The organism is Synechococcus sp. A15-60 (assembly GCF_014280095.1).
GTDB lineage: Bacteria > Cyanobacteriota > Cyanobacteriia > PCC-6307 > Cyanobiaceae > Synechococcus_C.
This window is the reverse complement of record NZ_CP047933.1, coordinates 1,366,297-1,386,847: the sequence shown is the minus strand read 5'-3', so window position 1 is coordinate 1,386,847 and position 20,551 is coordinate 1,366,297. Positions and strand designations below refer to the sequence as shown.

Genomic DNA, 20,551 nt, shown 5'->3' with positions numbered 1-20,551 from the left:
CGACTTCACTGCATCGATGAGCCAGACACCACCCATTCCTGATCTGGACACGGCCCGTGTCGGAGTGATTGGAGGGAGCGGGCTCTACGCCATTGACAACCTGGAAACGATCGAAGAAGTCAGTCTGGAGACTCCCTACGGAACGCCGTCGGACGCATTCCGCATCGGCCGACTCAATGGAGTGGAGGTGGTTTTTCTGGCACGGCACGGGCGCCAGCATCACCTGCTGCCCTCTGAAGTGCCCTATCGCGCCAACATCTGGGCCATGCGTTCCCTGGGGGTGCGCTGGTTGATCTCCGTATCAGCCGTGGGCTCCCTGCAGGAACATCTTCGCCCCCGCGACATGGTGGTTCCCGATCAATTCGTTGATCGCACCACGCAGCGACCCATCACATTCTTTGGTGAAGGCTGTGTGGCGCACGTCAGCCTGGCGGATCCGTTTTGCAACATCTTGAGTGAACGGCTTGCAGCGTCGGCAGCAGCGGCAATGCCTATCGGCCACCATCTGCACCGAGGCGGCACGTATCTCTGCATGGAAGGTCCTGCCTTCTCAACGCGCGCCGAAAGCGAGCTCTACCGGCAGTGGGGTTGTGACGTCATTGGCATGACCAATCACAGCGAAGCTCGCCTGGCCAGGGAAGCGGAAATTGCTTACGCCTCCCTGAGCATGGTCACCGACTTCGATTGCTGGCATAACGATCACGATGCGGTCACGGTGGACATGGTGATCGGCAATTTGAAGGCCAACGCTGCAGCGACGGGCCCCATCCTGGAGGGCCTGATGGAGACGTTCATAACCGAACGGCCCATGTCAAGCGCCCACAGTGCTCTTGCCGATGCTCTGATGACACCGAAGGAGGCTGTGCCAGCGAAGACTCGTCAAAAACTGGATTTGTTCACCAGTCCCTATTGGGGACTTTCCGAAGCCTGATTCGGCAAGGAAAGCCCATAGGTGTTGAGCGCCGCTCGCAGATCGGCTCCGTGGGCCTCCAGGACGGCATCGGCCTCAGCAGTCTGCAGCCCACAGCTGCCCATTAACAAAGCACGCTTGACCGACCCTCCGGCCTGTTCCAGCAGAACAAGAGCTGGCTCACGATCCAGGCTCAGCAAATCCTGCAGGATGCGCATCGAGCGATCCACGAGCTTGCTGTTGCTGGCAGCCACATCCACCATGCGGTTTCCGTAGACCTTGCCCAAACGCACCATCACTCCGGTGGAGAGGATGTTGAGCGCCATTTTCGTGGCAGTACCGGCCTTGAGACGGGTTGAACCGGTCAGCAATTCAGGACCTGTGAGCAAACGGATATCAATGCTGCACGGGAGTGGTGCCTGATCAGCAGGAACGCAGGCCATGGCGATGGCCAAAGCCCCCAATTGCTCAGCCCAAGCCAGCCCTCCTCGCACATAAGGCGTCGTACCGCCGGCTGCAATACCGACGAGGCAATCGTTGGCACTGAACTGGCGAGCCTTGAGATCGGTGACGGCTGCCTCCTCCAAGTCCTCTAATCCCTCAGAACTACGCAACAGGGCCGGCGCACCACCGGCGAGAACGCCTTGCACCAGCTCGGGGGGGCTGCAGAAGGTCGGCGGACATTCAGCGGCATCCAGAACTCCCAGACGTCCTGACGTCCCGGCACCGAGATAAAACAGACGTCCTCCATCTCGCAGGCGCTTGGCGATGGCATCCACAGCCTGAGCAAGATCCTCACGCGCTCCATGCACTGCCAGCTGGGGGCGTCGATCTTCCTCAATGAACAGATCCACAAGGTCCGAGGTGGGGAGCTGATCAAGCGTTCGGCTTGCGGGATTGACCTGTTCCGTCAAGAGATGACCGCGGTCATCGGAGGGTGTCACCAGATCCACCATGGTCAGAGCAGTCCTTCGAGACGGCGACGCACGTCATCGAGATCCGGGATGGAATCACCAGCGTCGTTGTCTTTGGCCCTCTCGCTGGGCGTTTGAGGCATCTCCTGGTCTTGCCAGTTGGACACATCCTGATTGGCGCGAGGGGGCGCCAGCATCAGACGCTCATCGTCGCTTTTGGGGACGAAGTCCCTGGACACAAATCGCGCTTCATATCCCGCCTCACGGCAGAAGAGTTCAATTTCTTCGCGGTCTAGCTCCTCAACAGACGGGGTCGGAAAATCCTGGGCTTCCAGGAGACCTGCATAACGGTCCGCGTCATCGCGGTTTTCGAACATCAGCACCACGGTTTGCCCGGCAAGTTCCAGGGAGTGGATGCCTTCGCTGTCCTGTCCTGCGTCATACAGGAGCACGTGAACCAACATGCTGATCAATCGCCGATATCAGTCTCTCATCGTCTGAAGCATTCAGTAACCACCAGCCCGTTCGAGACTGAGCTCCTGAAGGCGTTGGTAGAGAGCGCGCTCATCGTCGGCCAACTCCGCTGGAATGACGATCACAATTTCCACCAGCTGATCGCCGCGGTCATCGTCGAGTTGGAGACCACGCCCCCTTAGGCGCAATAACCGTCCACTCGATGATCCAGGCGGAACCTGAAGCGTGACTGGGCCGCTCAGGGTTGGCACATCCACAGCACAACCGAGGGCTGCATCGGGAGGAAGCAATTCCAGCCGGTAGTGCACGCGAAGACCATCGATGCGAAGACCGTCGTCGGTGATGACCCGCAAGTGAAGGAAGTGGTCCTTGCCACCAGGAGCCACGCCTTCAAGCCGCAACCGCCAGCCATCACCGGCACGAGGAGGTGTGCCCACTTCAACCAGGGTGCCATCGCCCAGTTCAAGCTCAACCGTGGTTCCGTGAAGCGCTTGATCAGGAGTCAGCGCAACCACCGTCTCCAAATCATCTTCCGTGCGCACCGGTGGTGGTGGTGGTGGCGCTGCCTCAGGCCAGTGGGATTCGGCCGCAGCAGCATCGGGTGCAGGATCGTCGTCGTGAAAAGAGGAGCCTCGAATTGGTTCCCGTTCCAGACCCAAGACCACCGCCAGATAATCCTCAAAGGCGGGAAAGCCAGAACTGAAGGGATCAGCAGAGACCGTGGAACCCTGCCGTCCCGACTGCCACTCCTTGCGGCGATCGGGATTGCTGAGAACGGCGTAAGCCTCGTTAACGAGCTTGAACCGCTCTTCCGCATGGCTGTCGTTGCCATTCAGATCAGGATGCCAACGGCGTGCCTCGCGCCGAAAAGCACGTTTGAGGGCCTCTGGATCAGCGTCAGGATCCAACCCCAGCAACGACCAATAATCCGGTTCAGCGGAAGTTGTCATCGTCCCAGGGATCCATCCCGCGTCGGCTGCTTCTCACGGGCTGGTCGTAACGCGATTGCGGTGATGCCCAGGGGTCATCATCCCAATCGTCCTCAGCGAAAAGCTCATCTTTCAAGGTGCCGAGAGTGCTCTTGAGGCCTTGCAAGGGTCCAGCTTCAACTTGGCGTTCAGCGGTGAGACGCCGATTGAGGCCGAACAGCGCTTCCTGGAGGCCACTGACGGCCAGCTCAAGCTCTTGGAGATCATCCTGGGCAAGAAGATCCTGAACATCACGCACGCACATCTCAACAGCACGTTGCTGGCGTTCAGCGCCGTAAGGACCGAGCTCGAGGGCCGCATCACGCAAACGCCGCTCAGCCTGTGCCACCAGCGTCATGGCCGAGTTGCGCCGCTCGATAGAGGCCCGTTTACGCCGATCTTCATCGGCACGGGCCTCGGCTTCTGCCAACAGACTTTGGATTTCGTCTTCACTGAGAGTTGAACCACCCTGGATGGTCACCGACTGCTTGCGACCGGTCGTGCGATCGGTGGCACTGACCTGAAGGATCCCGTTGGCATCGATGTCGAAGGCCACCTGGATTTGGGGTACACCACGGGGGGCGGGAGGGATGCCTGAAAGGCGGAAACGACCCAGGGATTTGTTGTCGGCGGCCATCTGGCGCTCCCCTTGCCAGACGTGGATTTCAACCGAGGACTGATTGGGTTCCGAGGTGCTGAACACGTCCGACTGACGCACCGGAATCTGGGTGTTGCGTGGGATCAGCACCTTCATCAACCCACCGATGGTTTCAAGTCCAAGGGACAGCGGAGTGACATCGTTCAGCAGCAGATCCCTCAGTTCACCGGTGATGATTCCGGCCTGAACGGCAGCACCGACAGCCACCACTTCGTCGGGATTGACCGACTGGCAGGGGTCATTCGGGATCAGGGTGCGCACCAATTGCTGCACCATCGGCATTCGAGTGCTGCCACCCACCAGCACCACATCATCAATATCTTCGGCAGTCCAGCCGGAATCACGCAGGGCTGACTGAACTGGAACGAGCAAGCGATCAAGGAGATCCGGACAAAGTCCTTCGAAGGTCTCCCGGTCGAGGGTTGTTTCGATGTGCAGAGGGCCATCGGTACCGGTCGCGATGAAGGGGAGAGACACCGGAGTGGTGGTGACGCCAGAGAGTTCTTGCTTGGCCTTTTCCGCTGCTTCGGTCAGGCGCTGGAGCGCTTGTCGGTCTCGACGCAGATCGATGGCGTGTTCCTTCAGGAAGGCTTCCGCCAGCCAATCAACAATGCGTTGGTCGAAATCGTTGCCCCCGAGTTGCGTATCTCCATTGGTGGCTTTGACATCAAACACACCATTTGCGATCCGCAGCAACGACACATCGAAGGTGCCGCCACCGAGATCGAAGACCAGGGCACGGCGCACTGCACTGCGATCAAAGCCATAGGCCAGTGCCGCAGCGGTGGGCTCATTGAGAATTCGTTCAACGCTGATGCCAGCGAGGCGACCGGCATCCCGGGTGGCCTGACGCTGAGCGTCGTTGAAGTAGGCCGGAACGGTGATCACCGCGGCTTCCACCTCTTCGCCTAGGTAGGTGGAGGCGTCATCGATCAACTTGCGCAGGATGCTGGCGATCAGTTCCTCTGGGGCGTACTCCCGTTCGGTCTGCGGGCAAGCGACCCGAACGTTGCCCTGATTGTTGGCGCGCACCGTGTAGGGCACTGTGAGCGAACCGTCATCAAGCTCATCCCAGGCGCGCCCAACGAAGCGCTTGAGATTGGAAAAGGTGTTTCTGGGGTTGAGAACCAATTGGCGTCGCGCCGGCTGACCCACCAGAAGCTCATTGTCTTTGGTGTACCCCAGCACCGACGGCGTGGTGCGCGTGCCTTCGGCATTGGCAATGACCACCGGCCGCCCGGCCTCAAGTACAGCCACGACGGAATTGGTGGTACCCAGGTCGATTCCGACGATCCGGCCCATAAACGCCTGTGGGGACTCCCACGGTAACGGCCAAAACCCGTCTCTCCCAGTCCCACCCGCTCTCACGGGCCGATGAAAGAGTCTTTAAAGCCTTCTTAGTGATTCAGTTACCGGTCGGCCGGTACGTTTCAAAGGACTACCCGTTTGGAATGGCCAGCCTCGAAGACCTATATCGATTGCGGCGCCGTCCAGCGGTAGAGAAGACGATCGACGCTGGTTTCAAGTTGACATCAGCACTGCTGGCCACCGTTGTGGCCTTGGTGCTGTTGTTCATCCTCTACGTGGTGTTCACAGGAGCACTCGATTCGATGGGCCGCTACGGCTGGAGGTTTCTGGTGACCTCCAACTGGAACCCGGTGAAGGATGAATACGGAGCCTTCACCGCCATCTACGGAACACTGATCACCTCACTTCTCTCACTGTTGATTGCGGTTCCTCTGGGGGTGGGAACAGCCATCTTCATCACGGAAAACATCATTCCTCGCCCGATCCGATCGCTGATTGGATTGATGGTGGAACTTCTGGCTGCGATTCCTTCGGTGGTACTGGGGCTGTGGGCGATTTTCGTCATGGAGCCATTCATTCGCCCAGGCTTGGAGTTTCTGCATGCGGTTCTGGGATGGCTTCCTTTCTTCTCCACACCGCCGCAGGGTCCTGGCATCGCTCCTGCGGTGCTGATTCTTGTCGTCATGATCCTGCCGATCATCACGGCCATTTCCCGAGATGCCCTCAATCAGGTGCCGATCAAACTGAGGCAGGCGGCCTATGGAGTGGGAACGACACGATGGGGAGCGATCTTGAATGTGATCTTGCCAGCGGCGATTTCAGGCATCGTGGGAGGTGTGATGCTGGCTTTAGGGCGTGCGATGGGTGAAACGCTTGCCGTCACCTTGATTATTGGCAACTCCAACACCTTTAGTTGGTCGCTGCTTGCACCTGGAAACACAATTTCAGCCATGCTCGCCAATCAGTTCGGCGAAGCCGATGGCAGTCAGGTGTCATCGCTGATGTATGCAGCTTTTGTGTTAATGCTGCTCACGTTGGCAGTGAATGTTCTGGCTCAATGGCTGGTGAAACGACTGAGCCTGAAATACTGATCATGACTTATCCCACATCGTCTACATCGATTAATGGCATGCCGGATTTGTCCTACCGGTATGGATCCAGGAGGAACCTGATCAGTCGGTTCCTGAGCATCCTTGCAGCCTTGTTTTCGGTGATTGCCGTGCTGCCTTTGGTTGCCGTGTTGGCCTACGTTTTGATCAAAGGCGGCAGCATGATCAGCCCAAGGTTGTTCACAGAGTTACCTCCCGCTCCAGGTCTATCGGGTGGGGGGATTGGCAATGCCATTCTCGGCAGCATCCTCGTGACCGTGATTGCCGCTTTGATCGCCATTCCAGTGGGAGTTGGAGGAGGGATCTACGTCGCTGAATACTCCAGGGGTGGAACATTCGCTCAGTTCATCCGCTTCGGCACCAATGTGCTGTCGGGTGTTCCTTCAATCATCGCGGGTGTGTTTGTGTATGCCACGATTGTCGCCACGCGGTTGTTCTTCGGCAATTCCTACAGCGCGCTCGCCGGTGGGGTTGCGCTTTCTGTGTTGATGCTTCCCACCGTGATCAAAACCACCGACGAAGGATTGAAGCTGGTTCCCAATGACCTGCGGCGGGCAGCACTGGGGGTTGGAGCCTCTCAATTTGTCACGATTGTTCGAATCACGCTGCCATCAGCGTTCATGCCGATTGCAACGGGAGTGGTGCTGTCCATCGCAAGGGCCGCTGGAGAGACAGCTCCTCTCATTTTCACCGCATTGAACAATAACTTCTGGCCTCAGGACCTGTTCTCTAACTTCTGGACGACGAACAATCCGATCCTCAACCCCATTTCAACCCTATCGGTGCTCATCTATAACTTCGCACAGCTTCCCTATGAACCGCAGATTGAGCTGGCCTGGGCTGCATCTTTCGTGCTTTTGATGTTCATTTTGGTGATCAACCTGCTCGCACGCTGGCTGGGACGGTTTGCAACAAATTCAATCCAAGAGTCCTGATCATTTCCTTCAACTTCACTTGTTTTATCCTCAGCCATGACGTTCTCTAGCCAAACGCTTTCTGACATTTCAACAGAAACCTGCATCTCGATTCAGAACGCCACCATTAGCTATGGCAACTATGAAGCGGTGAAGAACGTCTACTGTGACATTCCTCGAGGAAAAGTTACAGCATTCATTGGCCCGTCCGGATGCGGCAAATCAACAGTGTTGAGAGCCTTAAATCGCATGAATGATTTAATTGAAAGCTGCTCGCTCAAAGGACGTGTATTGTTCGACGGAATTGATCTTTATGCGCCGAATGTTGATCCTGTCGAGGTGAGGCGCCGCATTGGCATGGTGTTTCAACAACCCAACCCTTTCCCAAAAAGCATTTACGAAAATATTGCCTTTGGCGCTCGCATTAACGGATACAAAGGAGATATGGATGAACTCGTGGAGCGCTCTCTTCGGCAGGCGGCTGTCTGGGATGAATGCAAAGATAAACTGAATGAAAGTGGTTATACATTGTCTGGTGGTCAACAACAGCGTCTTTGTATTGCACGAACCATCGCCATTCAACCCGAGGTCATCCTGATGGATGAACCCTGTTCAGCATTGGATCCGATATCAACGCTTAAAATTGAAGAAACGATGCATGAGCTCAAAAAGAGTTTCACCATTGTGATCGTCACACACAACATGCAACAGGCTGTTCGTGTCAGTGACATGACGGCATTTTTCAATGCCGAGGCAGTCGAAGGCGGCTCAGGGAAAGTTGGTTATCTGGTTGAGTTCAACGAAACAGAGACCATTTTCAATTCGCCGACGCAACAAATGACACAGGACTATGTCTCCGGCCGTTTCGGTTAATTGTCAGATTGTCAAATAAATCAGTCGAAGAATCTGCTTCGATTCAGCAATAAAAAACCGGCCTGAAGGCCGGTATGGAACGGAGAGGGAGGGATTCGAACCCTCGATAGAGTTGCCCCTATACAGCATTTCCAGTGCTGCGCCTTCGACCACTCGGCCACCTCTCCAGGGGCATCGTGGGGCACGGGTGAGAATGTAGCAGGGCGTTTCACAAGCACTGCATGAGGCCGAGTCATCGGGTCACCATTCACTGGCGCCAGGAGGGTCGGGTGATCTCCCATGAGGTGCCCGAAGGGGATTACATCCTGCAGAGCTTTGAACAGCAGGGCGATCCCCTGCCCTTTTCCTGCCGGAACGGCTGTTGCACCAGCTGTGCTGTGCGCGTCCAAGAGGGGGAACTGGATCAACGGGAGGCGATGGGGCTCTCGAAGGACCTGCGAGAGAAGGGTTACGGACTGTTGTGCGTCGCCCGAGCCATCGGTCCTTTGGTGGCGGAAACCCAAGATGAAGACGAGGTCTATGAATTGCAGTTCGGACGTCACTTTGGTCGTGGACAGGTGACGGCAGGCCTTCCACTGGACGAAGAATGATGCACGCTCCACTCGATTGTTTCGCTGCGGCCAGCGAGGCGGGACTCAACTCTTCAAGACTCGAAGAACTGAGTCAGGTGGCGCGTACGGCAGCCGAGCTGGGAGGGACGGTGTTGATGCAGCACTACGGACGCCTGGACAGCATCCAGCAGAAGTCACGTGCAGGCGACCTGGTCACCAACGCGGATCTGGCCGCCGAAGCGGCAGTGCTCGAATCGCTGCAGGCAGCCACATCAAACATCCCAGTTTTGGCCGAGGAATCAGGCTCCAGCGGAGAAACGACCGGTCTGTGCTGGTGTGTGGATCCCTTGGATGGCACCACGAACTTTGCTCACGGTTATCCCTTATTCGCCACCTCAGTGGGACTGCTCTGGCGGGATCAGCCCATTCTCGGTGCCATCGCAGTCCCCTTCCTGAAGGAGTTGTTCTGGTGCTGCCCTGGCGTCGGCGCCTATCTGCATAACCAACGCATCACCGTCTCCGATTGCAAAACATTGGAAGACAGCCTCCTGGTGACAGGGTTCGCCTACGACCGACGGGAGCTTGAAGACAACAACTACGCCGAGTTCTGCCGGCTGACCCACCACACCCATGGCGTGCGAAGGGGTGGAGCGGCTGCGGTGGACCTGGCCTACGTCGCTGCCGGTCGTCTTGATGGGTATTGGGAACGAGGGTTATCGCCATGGGACTTAACCGCAGGTGCTGCGCTTGTTGTCATGGCGGGGGGCCGCGTCAGTGACTACAAGGCGCCGACGTACTCCGTCGGCACTGGTCGAATCCTGGCGACAGGACCAGCACTGCATGGACAACTTCAAGCGGAGCTCGACACCATCCAGCCGCTGCCGGAGCATCTCTATGCCGGATGAACCCCAGGCCGTGGGATCCTGATCGAATCAGCGACGTGCGTGATGGCCCTGCAACCTGCCTCTGGCGTGAGAGATCTCAATCCTCAGCAGGTGCAGCGCAACCAGGAACTGAGAGAAACATTGGCTGGCGTCTTCAGACTTTGGGGCTTTGAAGAAGTCACCCCACCGCGGATCGAGCGGATGGACACACTCAAGGCCGGAGGTGCGATTGACAGCAGGGACATTGTTCGACTGGTGTCGGATGAACCGCTGGGGTTGCGTCCGGAATTGACGGCATCGATCGCCAGGGCCGCCTGCACGCGCTTACAGCAACGCCAACGACCCTTAAGACTCTGGAGTTGCGGCACCGTCTTTGAGTCAAGAGTGGCCGATGAAGGTGGCCAGTGCATCGAGGAAATCCTCCATTGCGGCGTTGAACTCTTTGGCGGATTTGGCGTTGAAGCAGAACTGGAATTGTTCAGTCTGTTGATGGCGTCGATGCGCGCCTTGCAACTCCAACCTCGTCATCAGCCCAAGCTGCTGATCGGTCACACCGATCTGTTGAACCTGCTGTTGAAACCGTTTGACGGCTCGCTTCGCGATCGGATCAGAGGGTGCCTCAGCCAATACGACCGCTTGGGGTTGCGCGATCTGGTAACCGACACCAAGGAACTCAACGCCCTGTGTTCGTGGCTTGACCGCCGTGGAACAGCGCAAGACATCCTGGCCAAGCTTCAGCGTGACTACCCCGATCAAGCCGTGTTGAATCGACTGCAACGCCTGATCGATCATTTGATTCCACTGGCGAATGCCTCAGGCGTACAGATCCAATTGGATCCCACCTTCCAACCGCTCTATGAGTTGTATGACGGCATCGTGCTTCAACTGGTCTGTCAAGGAACCTCCGCACCGGTGGTGATTGCGCGGGGTGGTCGCTACGACACTCTGGTCCGGCGTCTGGGTGGCCAAGGAACCGATGCAACAGGCATGGGATTCAGTTACTGCGTGGACCACATCCGCAATCTGCCTGGCGACACAACAAGAACGGTTGTTGAAGAATCGTCGGCGCTGATCTGTTTCAACAACGAGCAGTGCCTGGAAAAGGCGTTAATCCATCAGGCGAGCTTGCATGCAGCAGGCAGGGTGTCCTGCCTCGATCACAGACCATGCCAAAACCGGATTGAAGCCGAACGTCGACTGGCCCATTCAGGATGCGAGACCCTGGAATGGATCGGTGACTAAGATCGCCCGACTTAGATCGGAGTTATGGCTCACACCATCGTCACGGACGTCTGCGAAGGAGTCTCCGACTGCGTCGATGCCTGCCCTGTGGCATGCATCAACCCCGGCAAAGGCAAGAACAAGAAGGGCACCGAATTTTTCTGGATCGACTTTGACACCTGCATCGACTGCGGCATTTGTCTTCAGGTGTGCCCTGTGGATGGAGCCATCCTGCCTGAAGAGCGCGCAGATCTTCAGCGCAGCTGAGCGACGAACGTTCGGGAAACTCTCCAGGCAAGCTCTTGATGCAGGGAACAAGCGCTGACTAATTTTCAACAAGCTCAAGCTTGCTGATGTCGGTGCTCGAACAGGGTCAGATTCAGATCCACACGGAAAATATTTTCCCGATCATCAAGAAGGCCGTTTACTCCGGTCACGAAGTATTCCTTCGCGAACTCGTTAGCAATGGCACCGATGCCATCAGCAAGCGCCGAATGGCAGCGATGGCTGGCGACTGCCTGGAAGGTGATGATGGACGCATCAACATCACCGTGAACAGGGAAGCCAAAACACTCACCATCAGTGACAACGGGATCGGCATGACGGCCGACGAGGTGAAGCGGTATATCAATCAGGTTGCATTTTCCAGTGCAGAGGATTTTCTAGAGAAATACAAACAAGAGTCAGACGCAATCATTGGTCATTTTGGTCTGGGTTTTTACTCCAGCTTCATGGTGGCGAAAGAAGTTGAGCTGATCACGCGATCAGCCCGACCAGATGAATCTGCTGTGCGCTGGGTATGCGATGGATCTCCCGCATTCAAACTTGAAAGTTATGAACGCCAGGAACCCGGCACGGATGTGATTTTGCATCTGATGGAGGAAGAGCTGGAGTATCTGGAACCGGCACGAATTCGCACGCTGATCACGCAGTACTGCGATTTCATGCCCGTTGATGTCCAACTCGAAGGGGAAAGCGTCAATAAACGAGACCCTGCATGGCGCAAAAGTCCTCGCGACATGACGGATCAGGACTATATCGATCTGTACCGATACCTTTATCCATTTCAGGGCGATCCGCTGCTTTGGGTGCACCTCAACACGGACTATCCCTACACCCTTCAAGGGATTCTTTATTTCCCGCAAGCCCTCGGTCGAGCCGACTGGGAAAAGGGTGATATCCGCTTGTACTGCAACCAGGTGTATGTCAGTGATTCAATCAAGGAAATCGTCCCCCGCTACTTGCTGCCCTTGAGGGGGGTGATCGATTCACCTGACATTCCCTTGAATGTGAGCCGAAGTGCACTTCAGACCGATCGCAAGGTGCGTTCCATCGGCAACTTTGTTGCCAAGAAGGTTGCTGATCGCTTGAAAAGCCTTCAACGTGATGAGCCGGAGAACTATGCGAAAGCATGGGAAGCGCTAGCACCGTTCGTGAAGATCGGCGCCATGGAAGACGAGAAATTTGCCGAACAGGTCTCCGATCTGATCTTGTTCGCAACAACCGCTGATCCAGTGGATGGTGACGATGGCCCCATCAGCGCGGGCGAGCGTTCATACACAACCATTGCCTCCTATCAGTCGCGACAGGCCGACCCACAATCGAAGCGAATTCTTTACTGCACCGATGAGGTTGCCCAGGCAGGTGCCTTATCACTCTGGAAAAGCCAGGGAGCTGAGATCCTGTTCGCAGAAACCGTGATTGACAGCCAATTCATTCCTTGGCTGGAGTCCAACAATGACCACTATCAGTTCCAGCGCGTGGATGCTGAGCTCGACGAAAGCCTGCGGGACGAACAACCCGAAATCAGCGATCAGGATGGTGAAACCCAAAGCGAAGCAATCCGATCCCTCATCAAAGAAGCCCTCGACAACGACAAGGTCACGGTTCAGGTTCAGGCCCTAAAGGGTGGCGAAGAGGCCCCGGCCGCCATGATTCTTCTGCCCGAACAGATGCGTCGAATGAACGACATCGGCGCACTGATGGATCAGCGCTTGCCTGGCCTGCCCGACCACCACGTTCTGCTCATCAACCGCAGTCATCCACTGGTGGAGGGCCTGCAGAAGCTTTCAGCTGGCAGTGTGCTCATCGGCACTGCACAAGCGTCACCTAGCAAAGCCCTAGCCAGTGACCTCGCCCGTCATCTCTATGACTTGGCCCGACTGGGTGTCGGCGGACTGGAACCCAATGAACTGGCTGGCTTTCAAACGCGTAGTTCCAAACTGATGTCTGAACTCGTGGCCAGAGGTCAGTGAGTCACTTGATTTGCTAAGTTGGCTTCTTGGCCGATGGCCAGTGATTTAGAGGATCGACATCATGTCTCGGGTGTGTCAGCTCACCGGAACACGTGCCAATAACGGAATGGCAGTGAGCCACTCCCATATCCGCACCAAGAAGCTTCAGCAGGCCAATCTGCAGCAGCGTCGTCTGTGGTGGGCAGAAGGAAACCGTTGGGTCAATCTGCGCATCACTACGCGCGCGCTCAAGACCATTCAAAAGAAAGGTCTGGGTGCCTACGCCAAGTCACTTGGCATCGATCTGGCCAAGGTCTGAAATCGTTCAATGCCCCGCATTACAGTGAATCGTCGAGACTTTCTTGGGATCTCACTGGCCGGGGCTTTGGCTTGGCTCTGGAAGCCAACAATGGCCAAAGCACTGGGCGGAAAGCTCCCCGAGCTCGGAATTGCCGCACCGGATTTCAATCTCCCAGGCACCATCGCCGGTACCACCAAGCCGAACCTTTCATTGAAGTCGTGGAGGGGACAATGGTTAGTTCTTTATTTTTATCCGAGGGATTTCACGTCAGGATGCACGATTGAGGCCCACGGCTTCCAGGATGCCCTGTCTGACTTCAAAAGTCACAACTGCGAGATTGCGGCAATCAGTGCAGACAGTGTTGATGACCATGAATCCTTCTGCACAAGTGAGGGACTTGGCTTCACGCTTCTTTCCGATCCAGACGGTGCTGTTAGTCGAGACTACGGATCTTGGATGGCACCTTATTCGCTGCGCCATACCTTCCTGATCGATCCTGATGGTCTTCTGCGGGCACGTTGGACCGGTGTCAGACCCGTTGGTCACGCACAGGAAGTGCTCAGCACGCTGATCACAGAGCAAACCAGCGGAGCGGTTTGACAGATGGAATGATCTGTTGAATGGTGGTGTGGAGACACACCGGGACAAAACTGGAATGGATGGTAGAGAAGGCGGAAGTCATTTCATTATTCTCTACCATCGCACTCCATTCGACGAAGCACGTGATGCTTCAGGGGCCAGAGTCTGGCAAGATCAGAAAAGTCCGAATGGCATTATTCCGACTCTGAGAAATCTCTTCAGGGATCGAAAAAATGGCACCTGGATTGCCTGGAGACAGGTCGACGATTTAGTTGGTGCAGAAGATGAGCGCATTGCCATGCGCGAGCCTGCAGATTTCACTTTGAGAAGAATTCCACTCGAGCAAGAGCAAATATCAAGCTTCTATCACGTCACTTCAAAGGAATCGTTCTGGCCTATTCTTCACACTTTTCCAAATTATTTTGATATCAACAACGCCAATTGGAGCATTTTCGAAGAAGTTAATCAGCGCTTTGCTGATGCAGCCTGTGCTGAAGCAGCACCAGGGGCGACCGTTTGGATTCACGATTACAACCTATGGCTCGCACCTGGGTACATCCGAGATAAACGCAAAGACCTGAAAATTGCTTTTTTCCACCACACACCGTTCCCAGGAAGTGATGTTTTTTCAATCTTACCCTGGCGAAAACAAATTGTTGAAAGTCTTCTAAGTTGTGATGTCGTTGGATTTCACATTCCCCGCTACACAGAAAATTTTGCGCGCGCAGCGAACTGCCTGCTGGGTGTGGAGAAAGGCCCCAAAACGCCCACCAACTTGCGTTTTCTTGCTTGCGGCTCTGCCCTGACGGAACCCTCGGAGACGCCCTGGTTGAACTACCGAGGGCGCAGGGTGCAATTGCTGTCATCCCCCGTCGGCACATCACCGGATGTGATTCAGTCTCTTGCCGAGGACACACACGTCTGCCATCTCGCCGAACGGATTGACGAGGACACCAAAAAGGGCCGCAAACTGATTCTGTCTGCTAGCCGCGTCGACTACACGAAGGGCAACGAAGAGCTTCTGCTGGCCTTCGAGCGCTTGCTGGAACGAAGGCCAGACCTACACGGGAACATTGTTTTGATGCTTGCCTGCGTTGCTGCAGCATCAGGGATGAAAATCTATGAAGATACTCAACGACTGATCGAAGAAACGATCGGACGCATTAATGGACGATTCAGTCAGATTGACTGGGTGCCAATTCGTTTCTCAACGCGCAGAATTCCCTATGAAGAAATGGTGGCTTGGTTCTCCCAGGCAGACATCTGCTGGATTACACCCCTAAGGGATGGTCTCAATCTGGTAGCCAAAGAGTATGCAGCGGCAAGAAAAGGTCGTGATGGCGTGCTCGTCCTGTCTGAATTCACTGGCGCGTCCGTAGTTCTGGATGGGGCCGTGCTGACCAATCCCTATTCCCATAAGCAGATGGACAATGCCATTGATGCTGCTATCGACATGCCCAGTTCAGAGCAATTGGAGCGGATGGCACGCATGAGTTCTGCAGTGGAAACGTTCACAGTGTCTGATTGGGCCGCTGAACAGATGGATGCGCTGGAGACACCGGAATAATCCAATGGGTTGGATGAAACGCACAAGCGGCCAATTGATCCTGGTGGTGATCACCTTCACTGTTTCAACGCTTCTCGGGGTTTCAACCCTGGCGCGTCAAGCCGACAGTGTTTCGATCCTGATGCCAGCTCCCTTTGCCGATGCCACCGCTGAACTCGTTCGTATGTTCAACAAAGAGCATGAGGGGCGCATCCACTTGAATGTGATCCGAGGCCCGCTCGAAACTGAATCCATCTCCGATCTCGCGATCAGCAGTTTGTTGCTGGGAGACACACCGTTTGATGGCCTTTTGATGGACGTCACCTGGGTTTCGAAATACGCCAAGGCGGGGTGGCTGTCTCCATTGGACGATTACTTCACAGATCAAGACATCGCCGCTCTCGCCCCTGGGGCCAGCGAAGGTAATCATGCAGAAGGTGCTTTGCAGCGCTGGCCGCTTACGTCAGACATCGGCTTGCTGTATTGGCGGACGGACTTAATGGATGAACCACCACGCACCCCGCAGGACCTTGAAACCATCAGCAGAACCCTGCAAGCCAGTGGACAAGTCCCGTTTGGCTACGTCTGGCAAGGGCGTCAATACGAAGGGTTGAGCTGCGTGTTCTTAGAAATCATGGATGGCTTCGGTGGGGAGTGGTATGCACCACAAACCAGTGCAATCGGGCTCGATGAGCCTGCAGGGACTGCCGCTGCAACGTGGCTGCAACATCTGATCGAGTCAGGCATCAGTCCCAGGGCGGTGACGAACTATGCCGAATCGGAATCTCTGCAAAGCTTCAAGTCAGGTGAGTCAGCCTTTATGCGCAACTGGCCTTATGCCTGGGCTGAATTGCAGAAAGATGACAGCCCAGTCAAAGGGAAGGTTGGCATCACCACCATGGTGGCCGAATCCAACCAACGCCCTGCGGCGACCATCGGAAGCTGGGGTTTGAGCCTACTGAAGGGTTCAGAACATCCTCAATCCACGATTGAAGCAATTAAATATCTCACCAATGAACAATCACAGCGATATCTATACACCAATTTTGGCTACACACCCACACAGGCGGCCTTATTTAACGACGAACAACTCACCCGCACGCACCCATCCTTGGTTGCCATTGGTGAGGCGCTGCCCTTTGCACGAGCACGTCCTCAAACCCCGTTGTACGCCCAAATGAGTGATGTCCTGCAACGGAATCTCAGTAGCGCCCTCACCGGGGTGACACCGCCATCTGCAGCCATGGACCAAGCGCAGCAATCCACGGAGCAAGTGCTCATCGCAGCGGGGGCAACCCCCTGATGACCAGTCTTCTGCTCCTGCTTCTGCCGTCGTTGCTGTTCCTAGCTGCAGTGTTCGCGTTACCCCTCGTTCGATATCTGTGGTTGAGTTTTCACGCCGATTCGGTGATGACCGGTTTGGTCGCGATCCCCAACGATGCAGCCAACTGGCAACGGTTTTTCCAAGACCTTCGTTTCTGGCAAGACCTTGGCCAGACCCTGCGCTTTGCTTTGGCCTCGGTCACTCTGGAGTTGCTGGTTGGATTCGCGATCGCGCTGATGCTCAACCAGCCTCTGCGTGGTCGAGCCTTGATTCGAACCACAGCTCTGATTCCCTGGGCGCTTCCCACCACAGTGATGGCGTTGGGCTGGCGTTGGATCTTCAACACGCCGTATGGCCCAGTGAATCGTTTGTTTGAAAGCACGTTTGGGCAGTCACTGAATGCTTTGGGTGAACCAACGCTGGCCTGGATCACCACGGTGTATGCCGATGTATGGAAAACAACCCCTTTTGTTGCGCTCATTCTGTTGGCAGGGCTCCAGACCATTCCTGCCGATCTCTACGAAGCTGCTCGTTTGGAAGGGGCCGGGGTCTGGACCTGTCTGAAACGAATCACGCTTCCGTTGCTGCTCCCTTATCTCGGTCTCGCGTTGATGTTTCGCTTGGCGCAAGCTTTCGGAGTGTTTGATCTCATTCAGGTCATGACTGGCGGTGGACCGGCCAGCAGCACCGAAAGCATTGCTCTCTATGCCTATTGGAATGCTCTGAGATTCCTCGATTTCGGCTACAGCGCAACAATCATGATTGGCAGCTTCATCATTCTGACCACGATGGTGGCGATTGCCTGGATGGTCATCACGACAGCACGACGCCGAACAGCCATGGGAGCACCGTCATGAGAGTTAATCGGACTTTGATCTTGTTGCTCGGCATCTGGTCCCTGGCGCCACTGATTTGGCAGGTCTACACATCATTCTGCACCGATCAAGCCTTGGTCACACCGTTCGCTGAGCATGCGCAACGATGGACGCTGGCTCACTACCAAAGTGTGCTTCACAGTGATCCACCGTTCCTGAAATACCTGTTCAACAGTTTGTTTACAGGCGTGCTTTCCACACTGTTGACGTTAATTCTGGCATTGCCAGCGAGTTACAGTCTCAGCAAGCTCAAAAAGCAGACTGCCAACTTGATAAGGGGCTTGTTAGTTGGCTGTGCGTTGTTCCCATACGTGTTGCTTTTTCTGGCTTTGTTAGAGGTTGCCCGGTTCCTTCAATTGGGCAACAGCCTCATTGCCCTGGCCATTCCCTATGCCGCATTATCGCAACCTTTGGCTGTTTTGCTTCTCACCAATGCCTTCGCTGATCTACCCACTGAGCTTGAGGATGCCGCCAGAGTAGAGGGTTTATCGTTGCTACAAAGATTTCGCTGGATTCTTCTGCCACTGATTGCGCCAGCCATCGCCAGCACCTCCATTCTTGTATTTCTATTTTCGTGGAATGAATACCCAATTGCACTCACCTGGATTAGTGATGCCAGCAAATTGACATTGCCGGTGGCCATGGCAAGGATTGCAGGCTCCTCAATTCATTCGGTTCCCTACGGTCCCTACGCTGCCGCTACAGTGCTGGGTTCAATCCCTCTGATTCTGCTGGTGATGGCATTTCAGAAACCAATCGTTTCGGGTTTAACCAGTGGAGCTGTGAAGGGATGACACTTGATCTCCAAAACGTTGGACGATGCATCAGCAATCAATGGATTGTCAGACATCTTTCCTTTCAGATCGGTAACGATGAGTGCCTGGCACTTGTCGGCCCAAGCGGATGCGGAAAAAGCACAACATTGCGCTTGATTGCCGGTCTAGACCCCGTCAGCGAGGGTCTCATTGCAATCAGCGGTCAAGATGTCACACAGCTCTCGCCCGCCGAGCGAAGCATTGGCATGGTGTTCCAAAGTTATGCACTTCTGCCTCACCTAACCGTTTTTGAAAACCTTGAACTTGGGCTGAAAATTCGCAAAGTTCAGCCCAGAGATCGCTCAATCAAAATTCAAAGAATTCTCGATCTCGTGCAACTTTCTGACCGCGCATCCCATCGACCTGCCCAGTTGTCAGGAGGACAGCGACAGCGTGTCGCACTCGCGCGGGCCTTGCTACGGGATCCAGAAATTTATCTTCTCGATGAACCGATGAGCAATCTCGATGCTCAACTCCGAGAAGACATTCGGCCTGAATTAAGACGGCTGGTTCTTGAGCAACAGAAACCGACGATCTACGTCACCCATGATCAACATGAAGCCATGGCCATGGCACAGAAAATTGCGGTGCTGAATCAAGGCCATATTGAACAAATTGATACGCCATACAACCTTTACAACAACCCCTCCACCTTGTTTGTGGCACGGTTTATCGGAAGGCCTCAGATCAATTGTTTGCGTCCACATCAAGGGCGTGTGCGTACCATCAGACCTGAGCATGTTCGCTTCAGCTCGTCAGGTCTTCGCTGCAAGCTGCAATCAAGAGAATGGTTGGGCAATTCGCAGTTGTTGTTTCTCGATAGTGAAGAAGGCATCGTGCGCATGTTGACGCATCCTGATGCCTCCATTCCCGACAGTGGTTGGATCAGCTGGGATTCAAGTGATGAATTGCACTTCGATGCAACCTCTGGCGCAAGATTGGTTTCCAAGAGCGAACCAACCGTCTCTTGATGTTCTTGCAGGCATGGTCTCAAGCCAAGCGTTGATGGATGGCTTGGAGGTGTTCCTGGAGCAGTGTGCGGTGCACATCCGCTGAATCGCGGAGCTGTTGAATGCTGGACGATGACGCTGGATGTCTTCTGGCTTCATGCCATTGAGACGTCATCTCTTGAATCGCAAGAGGATGCTCTAGGTCTAACCAGGGCAAATTGGCCAATTGAGCGGCGGCCTTCACTTTTGGGTCATAACTGAGTGCAGCCGTTGGGCATCCCGTTGTGGCTGCAAGAATCAACGCATGCAATCGCATGGCAATCACGAGGGATGCTTTGCCAAAGAGACCGTGAACCTGCTCGAGAGATTCAGCGCGCCTTTGCAGCGAGCGTTCTCGCAGACCGGCTGGAATGAGTCGTTGTTGATTGAGGTCATTCCACAACGCAGCATCTTGATCACCATGAAAGGCAAGCCAAATGACTTTGGACCCTGATTGGGCACTGAAGTGCTCCAAGGCTCGCAACAACGTCTGCCAACCCTGAGTGTTCAGCAGCGGTGTGGGTCTGAGGCAAAGAATCAGGTCTTGACCACCGGACCAACGCGGTGCGGGATGGCACCAGACCGGATCCGGACCCATCACCATCGGCATGCTTAATCGCCATCGCTGGGCCTGATGGAACGAGACAGGATCTCTCCAGGAAACCGCTCGAATTCCGCTCAATGTTGCTTGAACACACCAACGGCTCCACTTGCGTTGAAGAGGGCCCAGTCCTTGCCCCCAAAGAATGATCGGAATGCGGTTCCAGCGCGCGCACCACAGCACGATCAAGTAGTAGAGGAGGCTTTTGAAACTGGTGCCGTCCTGCAGCAAACTTCCGCCTCCCAGCACGAGCGCATTCACCTGCTGGAGAGCACGAAGTGTTTCAGACAGGGAGCGACGATCGACGAAGGACGCACCTGGAGCCAACTCAGCGGCAGCCTGATGATCTCTGGCTGTGATCAGCGGATCCCATGCGTTTGGAAGCTGGGAAATGAGCACCTGCAACAGCGCATCATCACCGAGGTTGTGCTCACCGTAATAACCACACAACAGCACCTTCGCCTTTTCTGCATCGCGAAGCGCTACCACCAGTCATCAACAGC

The 20,551-nt window shown here is 55.4% G+C and carries 21 protein-coding genes and 1 tRNA gene; 16 read left to right on the top strand and 6 right to left on the bottom strand.

Annotation, left to right across the window (positions count from 1 at the left end):
- Positions 1 to 16: 16 nt before the first annotated feature.
- Positions 17 to 931, top strand: coding sequence for an S-methyl-5'-thioadenosine phosphorylase (gene mtnP / locus SynA1560_RS07675; protein WP_186499990.1), 915 nt, complete (start codon positions 17 to 19; stop codon positions 929 to 931).
- Here the strand turns inward: mtnP and murQ are convergent.
- Genes murQ through dnaK form a run of 4 tightly spaced genes read right to left on the bottom strand, consistent with a single transcriptional unit; the run spans position 907 to position 5,226 of the window.
- Entirely contained in the window at positions 907 to 1,866 is a 960-nt protein-coding gene (gene murQ, locus SynA1560_RS07670) for an N-acetylmuramic acid 6-phosphate etherase (protein ID WP_186499987.1), read from the bottom strand. The two genes, mtnP and murQ, sit on opposite strands and share 25 nt — an antisense overlap.
- A 2-nt stretch (positions 1,867 to 1,868) precedes the next feature.
- Positions 1,869 to 2,288, bottom strand: a complete 420-nt coding sequence (locus SynA1560_RS07665) for a DUF3110 domain-containing protein (RefSeq protein WP_186468762.1) — start codon at positions 2,286 to 2,288, stop codon at positions 1,869 to 1,871.
- Between the two features lie 42 nt (positions 2,289 to 2,330).
- Positions 2,331 to 3,248 (bottom strand): DnaJ C-terminal domain-containing protein, encoded by a 918-nt coding sequence (locus SynA1560_RS07660; RefSeq protein ID WP_186468761.1) that lies wholly within the window; start codon positions 3,246 to 3,248, stop codon positions 2,331 to 2,333.
- Complete coding sequence (dnaK, locus tag SynA1560_RS07655; RefSeq protein ID WP_186468760.1) at positions 3,232 to 5,226, bottom strand: molecular chaperone DnaK; 1,995 nt, start codon at positions 5,224 to 5,226, stop codon at positions 3,232 to 3,234. Before dnaK ends, SynA1560_RS07660 begins: the two co-directional genes overlap by 17 nt.
- A 149-nt stretch (positions 5,227 to 5,375) precedes the next feature.
- Between dnaK and pstC the strand changes: the two genes are divergently transcribed.
- From pstC to pstB, 3 genes are read left to right on the top strand one after another with little or no spacing between them, the layout of a single operon-like run.
- Positions 5,376 to 6,323 carry a phosphate ABC transporter permease subunit PstC gene (gene pstC, locus SynA1560_RS07650; protein WP_186499980.1) on the top strand — a complete coding sequence of 316 codons (948 nt, stop codon included), beginning with the start codon at positions 5,376 to 5,378 and terminating at the stop codon, positions 6,321 to 6,323.
- 2 nt (positions 6,324 to 6,325) lie between these two features.
- Positions 6,326 to 7,276 carry a phosphate ABC transporter permease PstA gene (gene pstA / locus SynA1560_RS07645; RefSeq protein ID WP_186499978.1) on the top strand — a complete coding sequence of 317 codons (951 nt, stop codon included), beginning with the start codon at positions 6,326 to 6,328 and terminating at the stop codon, positions 7,274 to 7,276.
- A 36-nt stretch (positions 7,277 to 7,312) separates the two neighbouring features.
- Positions 7,313 to 8,128, top strand: a complete 816-nt coding sequence (gene pstB, locus SynA1560_RS07640) for a phosphate ABC transporter ATP-binding protein PstB (RefSeq protein ID WP_186468757.1) — start codon at positions 7,313 to 7,315, stop codon at positions 8,126 to 8,128.
- An 80-nt stretch (positions 8,129 to 8,208) separates the two neighbouring features.
- On the opposite strand, the gene SynA1560_RS07635 is transcribed toward pstB, so the two are convergent.
- Positions 8,209 to 8,295: transfer RNA gene (locus tag SynA1560_RS07635), tRNA-Ser, on the bottom strand.
- Between the two features lie 54 nt (positions 8,296 to 8,349).
- Here SynA1560_RS07635 and SynA1560_RS07630 point away from each other — a divergent pair.
- From SynA1560_RS07630 to SynA1560_RS07575, 12 genes are all read left to right on the top strand, one after another.
- Positions 8,350 to 8,718: a 2Fe-2S iron-sulfur cluster-binding protein gene (locus tag SynA1560_RS07630; protein WP_186468756.1), complete on the top strand. Its 369-nt coding sequence runs from the start codon at positions 8,350 to 8,352 to the stop codon at positions 8,716 to 8,718.
- The gene (locus SynA1560_RS07625) at positions 8,718 to 9,584 is read left to right on the top strand and encodes an inositol monophosphatase family protein (protein WP_186499976.1); all 867 of its coding nucleotides are present in this window, start codon (positions 8,718 to 8,720) and stop codon (positions 9,582 to 9,584) included. Before SynA1560_RS07630 ends, SynA1560_RS07625 begins: the two co-directional genes overlap by 1 nt.
- Positions 9,585 to 9,626: 42 nt before the next feature.
- Positions 9,627 to 10,805 (top strand): ATP phosphoribosyltransferase regulatory subunit, encoded by a 1,179-nt coding sequence (locus SynA1560_RS07620; protein ID WP_186499974.1) that lies wholly within the window; start codon positions 9,627 to 9,629, stop codon positions 10,803 to 10,805.
- A gap of 24 nt (positions 10,806 to 10,829) precedes the next feature.
- Positions 10,830 to 11,051, top strand: coding sequence for a ferredoxin family protein (locus tag SynA1560_RS07615; RefSeq protein WP_186468753.1), 222 nt, complete (start codon positions 10,830 to 10,832; stop codon positions 11,049 to 11,051).
- Between the two features lie 86 nt (positions 11,052 to 11,137).
- Positions 11,138 to 13,039, top strand: coding sequence for a molecular chaperone HtpG (gene htpG, locus SynA1560_RS07610; RefSeq protein ID WP_186499972.1), 1,902 nt, complete (start codon positions 11,138 to 11,140; stop codon positions 13,037 to 13,039).
- Between the two features lie 61 nt (positions 13,040 to 13,100).
- Positions 13,101 to 13,337: a 50S ribosomal protein L28 gene (rpmB, locus tag SynA1560_RS07605; protein WP_066907589.1), complete on the top strand. Its 237-nt coding sequence runs from the start codon at positions 13,101 to 13,103 to the stop codon at positions 13,335 to 13,337.
- A gap of 9 nt (positions 13,338 to 13,346) precedes the next feature.
- Positions 13,347 to 13,919, top strand: coding sequence for a peroxiredoxin (locus SynA1560_RS07600; RefSeq protein ID WP_186499970.1), 573 nt, complete (start codon positions 13,347 to 13,349; stop codon positions 13,917 to 13,919).
- Positions 13,920 to 13,974: 55 nt separating this feature from the next.
- The gene (gene ggpS, locus SynA1560_RS07595) at positions 13,975 to 15,465 is read left to right on the top strand and encodes a glucosylglycerol-phosphate synthase (RefSeq protein ID WP_186471093.1); all 1,491 of its coding nucleotides are present in this window, start codon (positions 13,975 to 13,977) and stop codon (positions 15,463 to 15,465) included.
- Between the two features lie 13 nt (positions 15,466 to 15,478).
- A complete protein-coding gene (locus SynA1560_RS07590; RefSeq protein ID WP_255476875.1) occupies positions 15,479 to 16,747 on the top strand; it encodes an ABC transporter substrate-binding protein in 1,269 nt (422 codons plus the stop codon).
- Positions 16,747 to 17,625, top strand: coding sequence for a carbohydrate ABC transporter permease (locus SynA1560_RS07585; RefSeq protein ID WP_186499968.1), 879 nt, complete (start codon positions 16,747 to 16,749; stop codon positions 17,623 to 17,625). The genes SynA1560_RS07590 and SynA1560_RS07585 overlap by 1 nt, the downstream gene beginning before the upstream one ends.
- Positions 17,622 to 18,437 carry a carbohydrate ABC transporter permease gene (locus SynA1560_RS07580; RefSeq protein ID WP_186499966.1) on the top strand — a complete coding sequence of 272 codons (816 nt, stop codon included), beginning with the start codon at positions 17,622 to 17,624 and terminating at the stop codon, positions 18,435 to 18,437. The genes SynA1560_RS07585 and SynA1560_RS07580 overlap by 4 nt, the downstream gene beginning before the upstream one ends.
- Positions 18,434 to 19,429 carry an ABC transporter ATP-binding protein gene (locus SynA1560_RS07575; protein ID WP_186499964.1) on the top strand — a complete coding sequence of 332 codons (996 nt, stop codon included), beginning with the start codon at positions 18,434 to 18,436 and terminating at the stop codon, positions 19,427 to 19,429. The genes SynA1560_RS07580 and SynA1560_RS07575 overlap by 4 nt, the downstream gene beginning before the upstream one ends.
- 19 nt (positions 19,430 to 19,448) lie before the next feature.
- On the opposite strand, the gene csaB is transcribed toward SynA1560_RS07575, so the two are convergent.
- On the bottom strand, positions 19,449 to 20,537 hold the full coding sequence (csaB, locus tag SynA1560_RS07570) for a polysaccharide pyruvyl transferase CsaB (protein ID WP_255476874.1): 1,089 nt from the start codon (positions 20,535 to 20,537) through the stop codon (positions 19,449 to 19,451).
- Between the last annotated feature and the right edge of the window lie 14 nt (positions 20,538 to 20,551).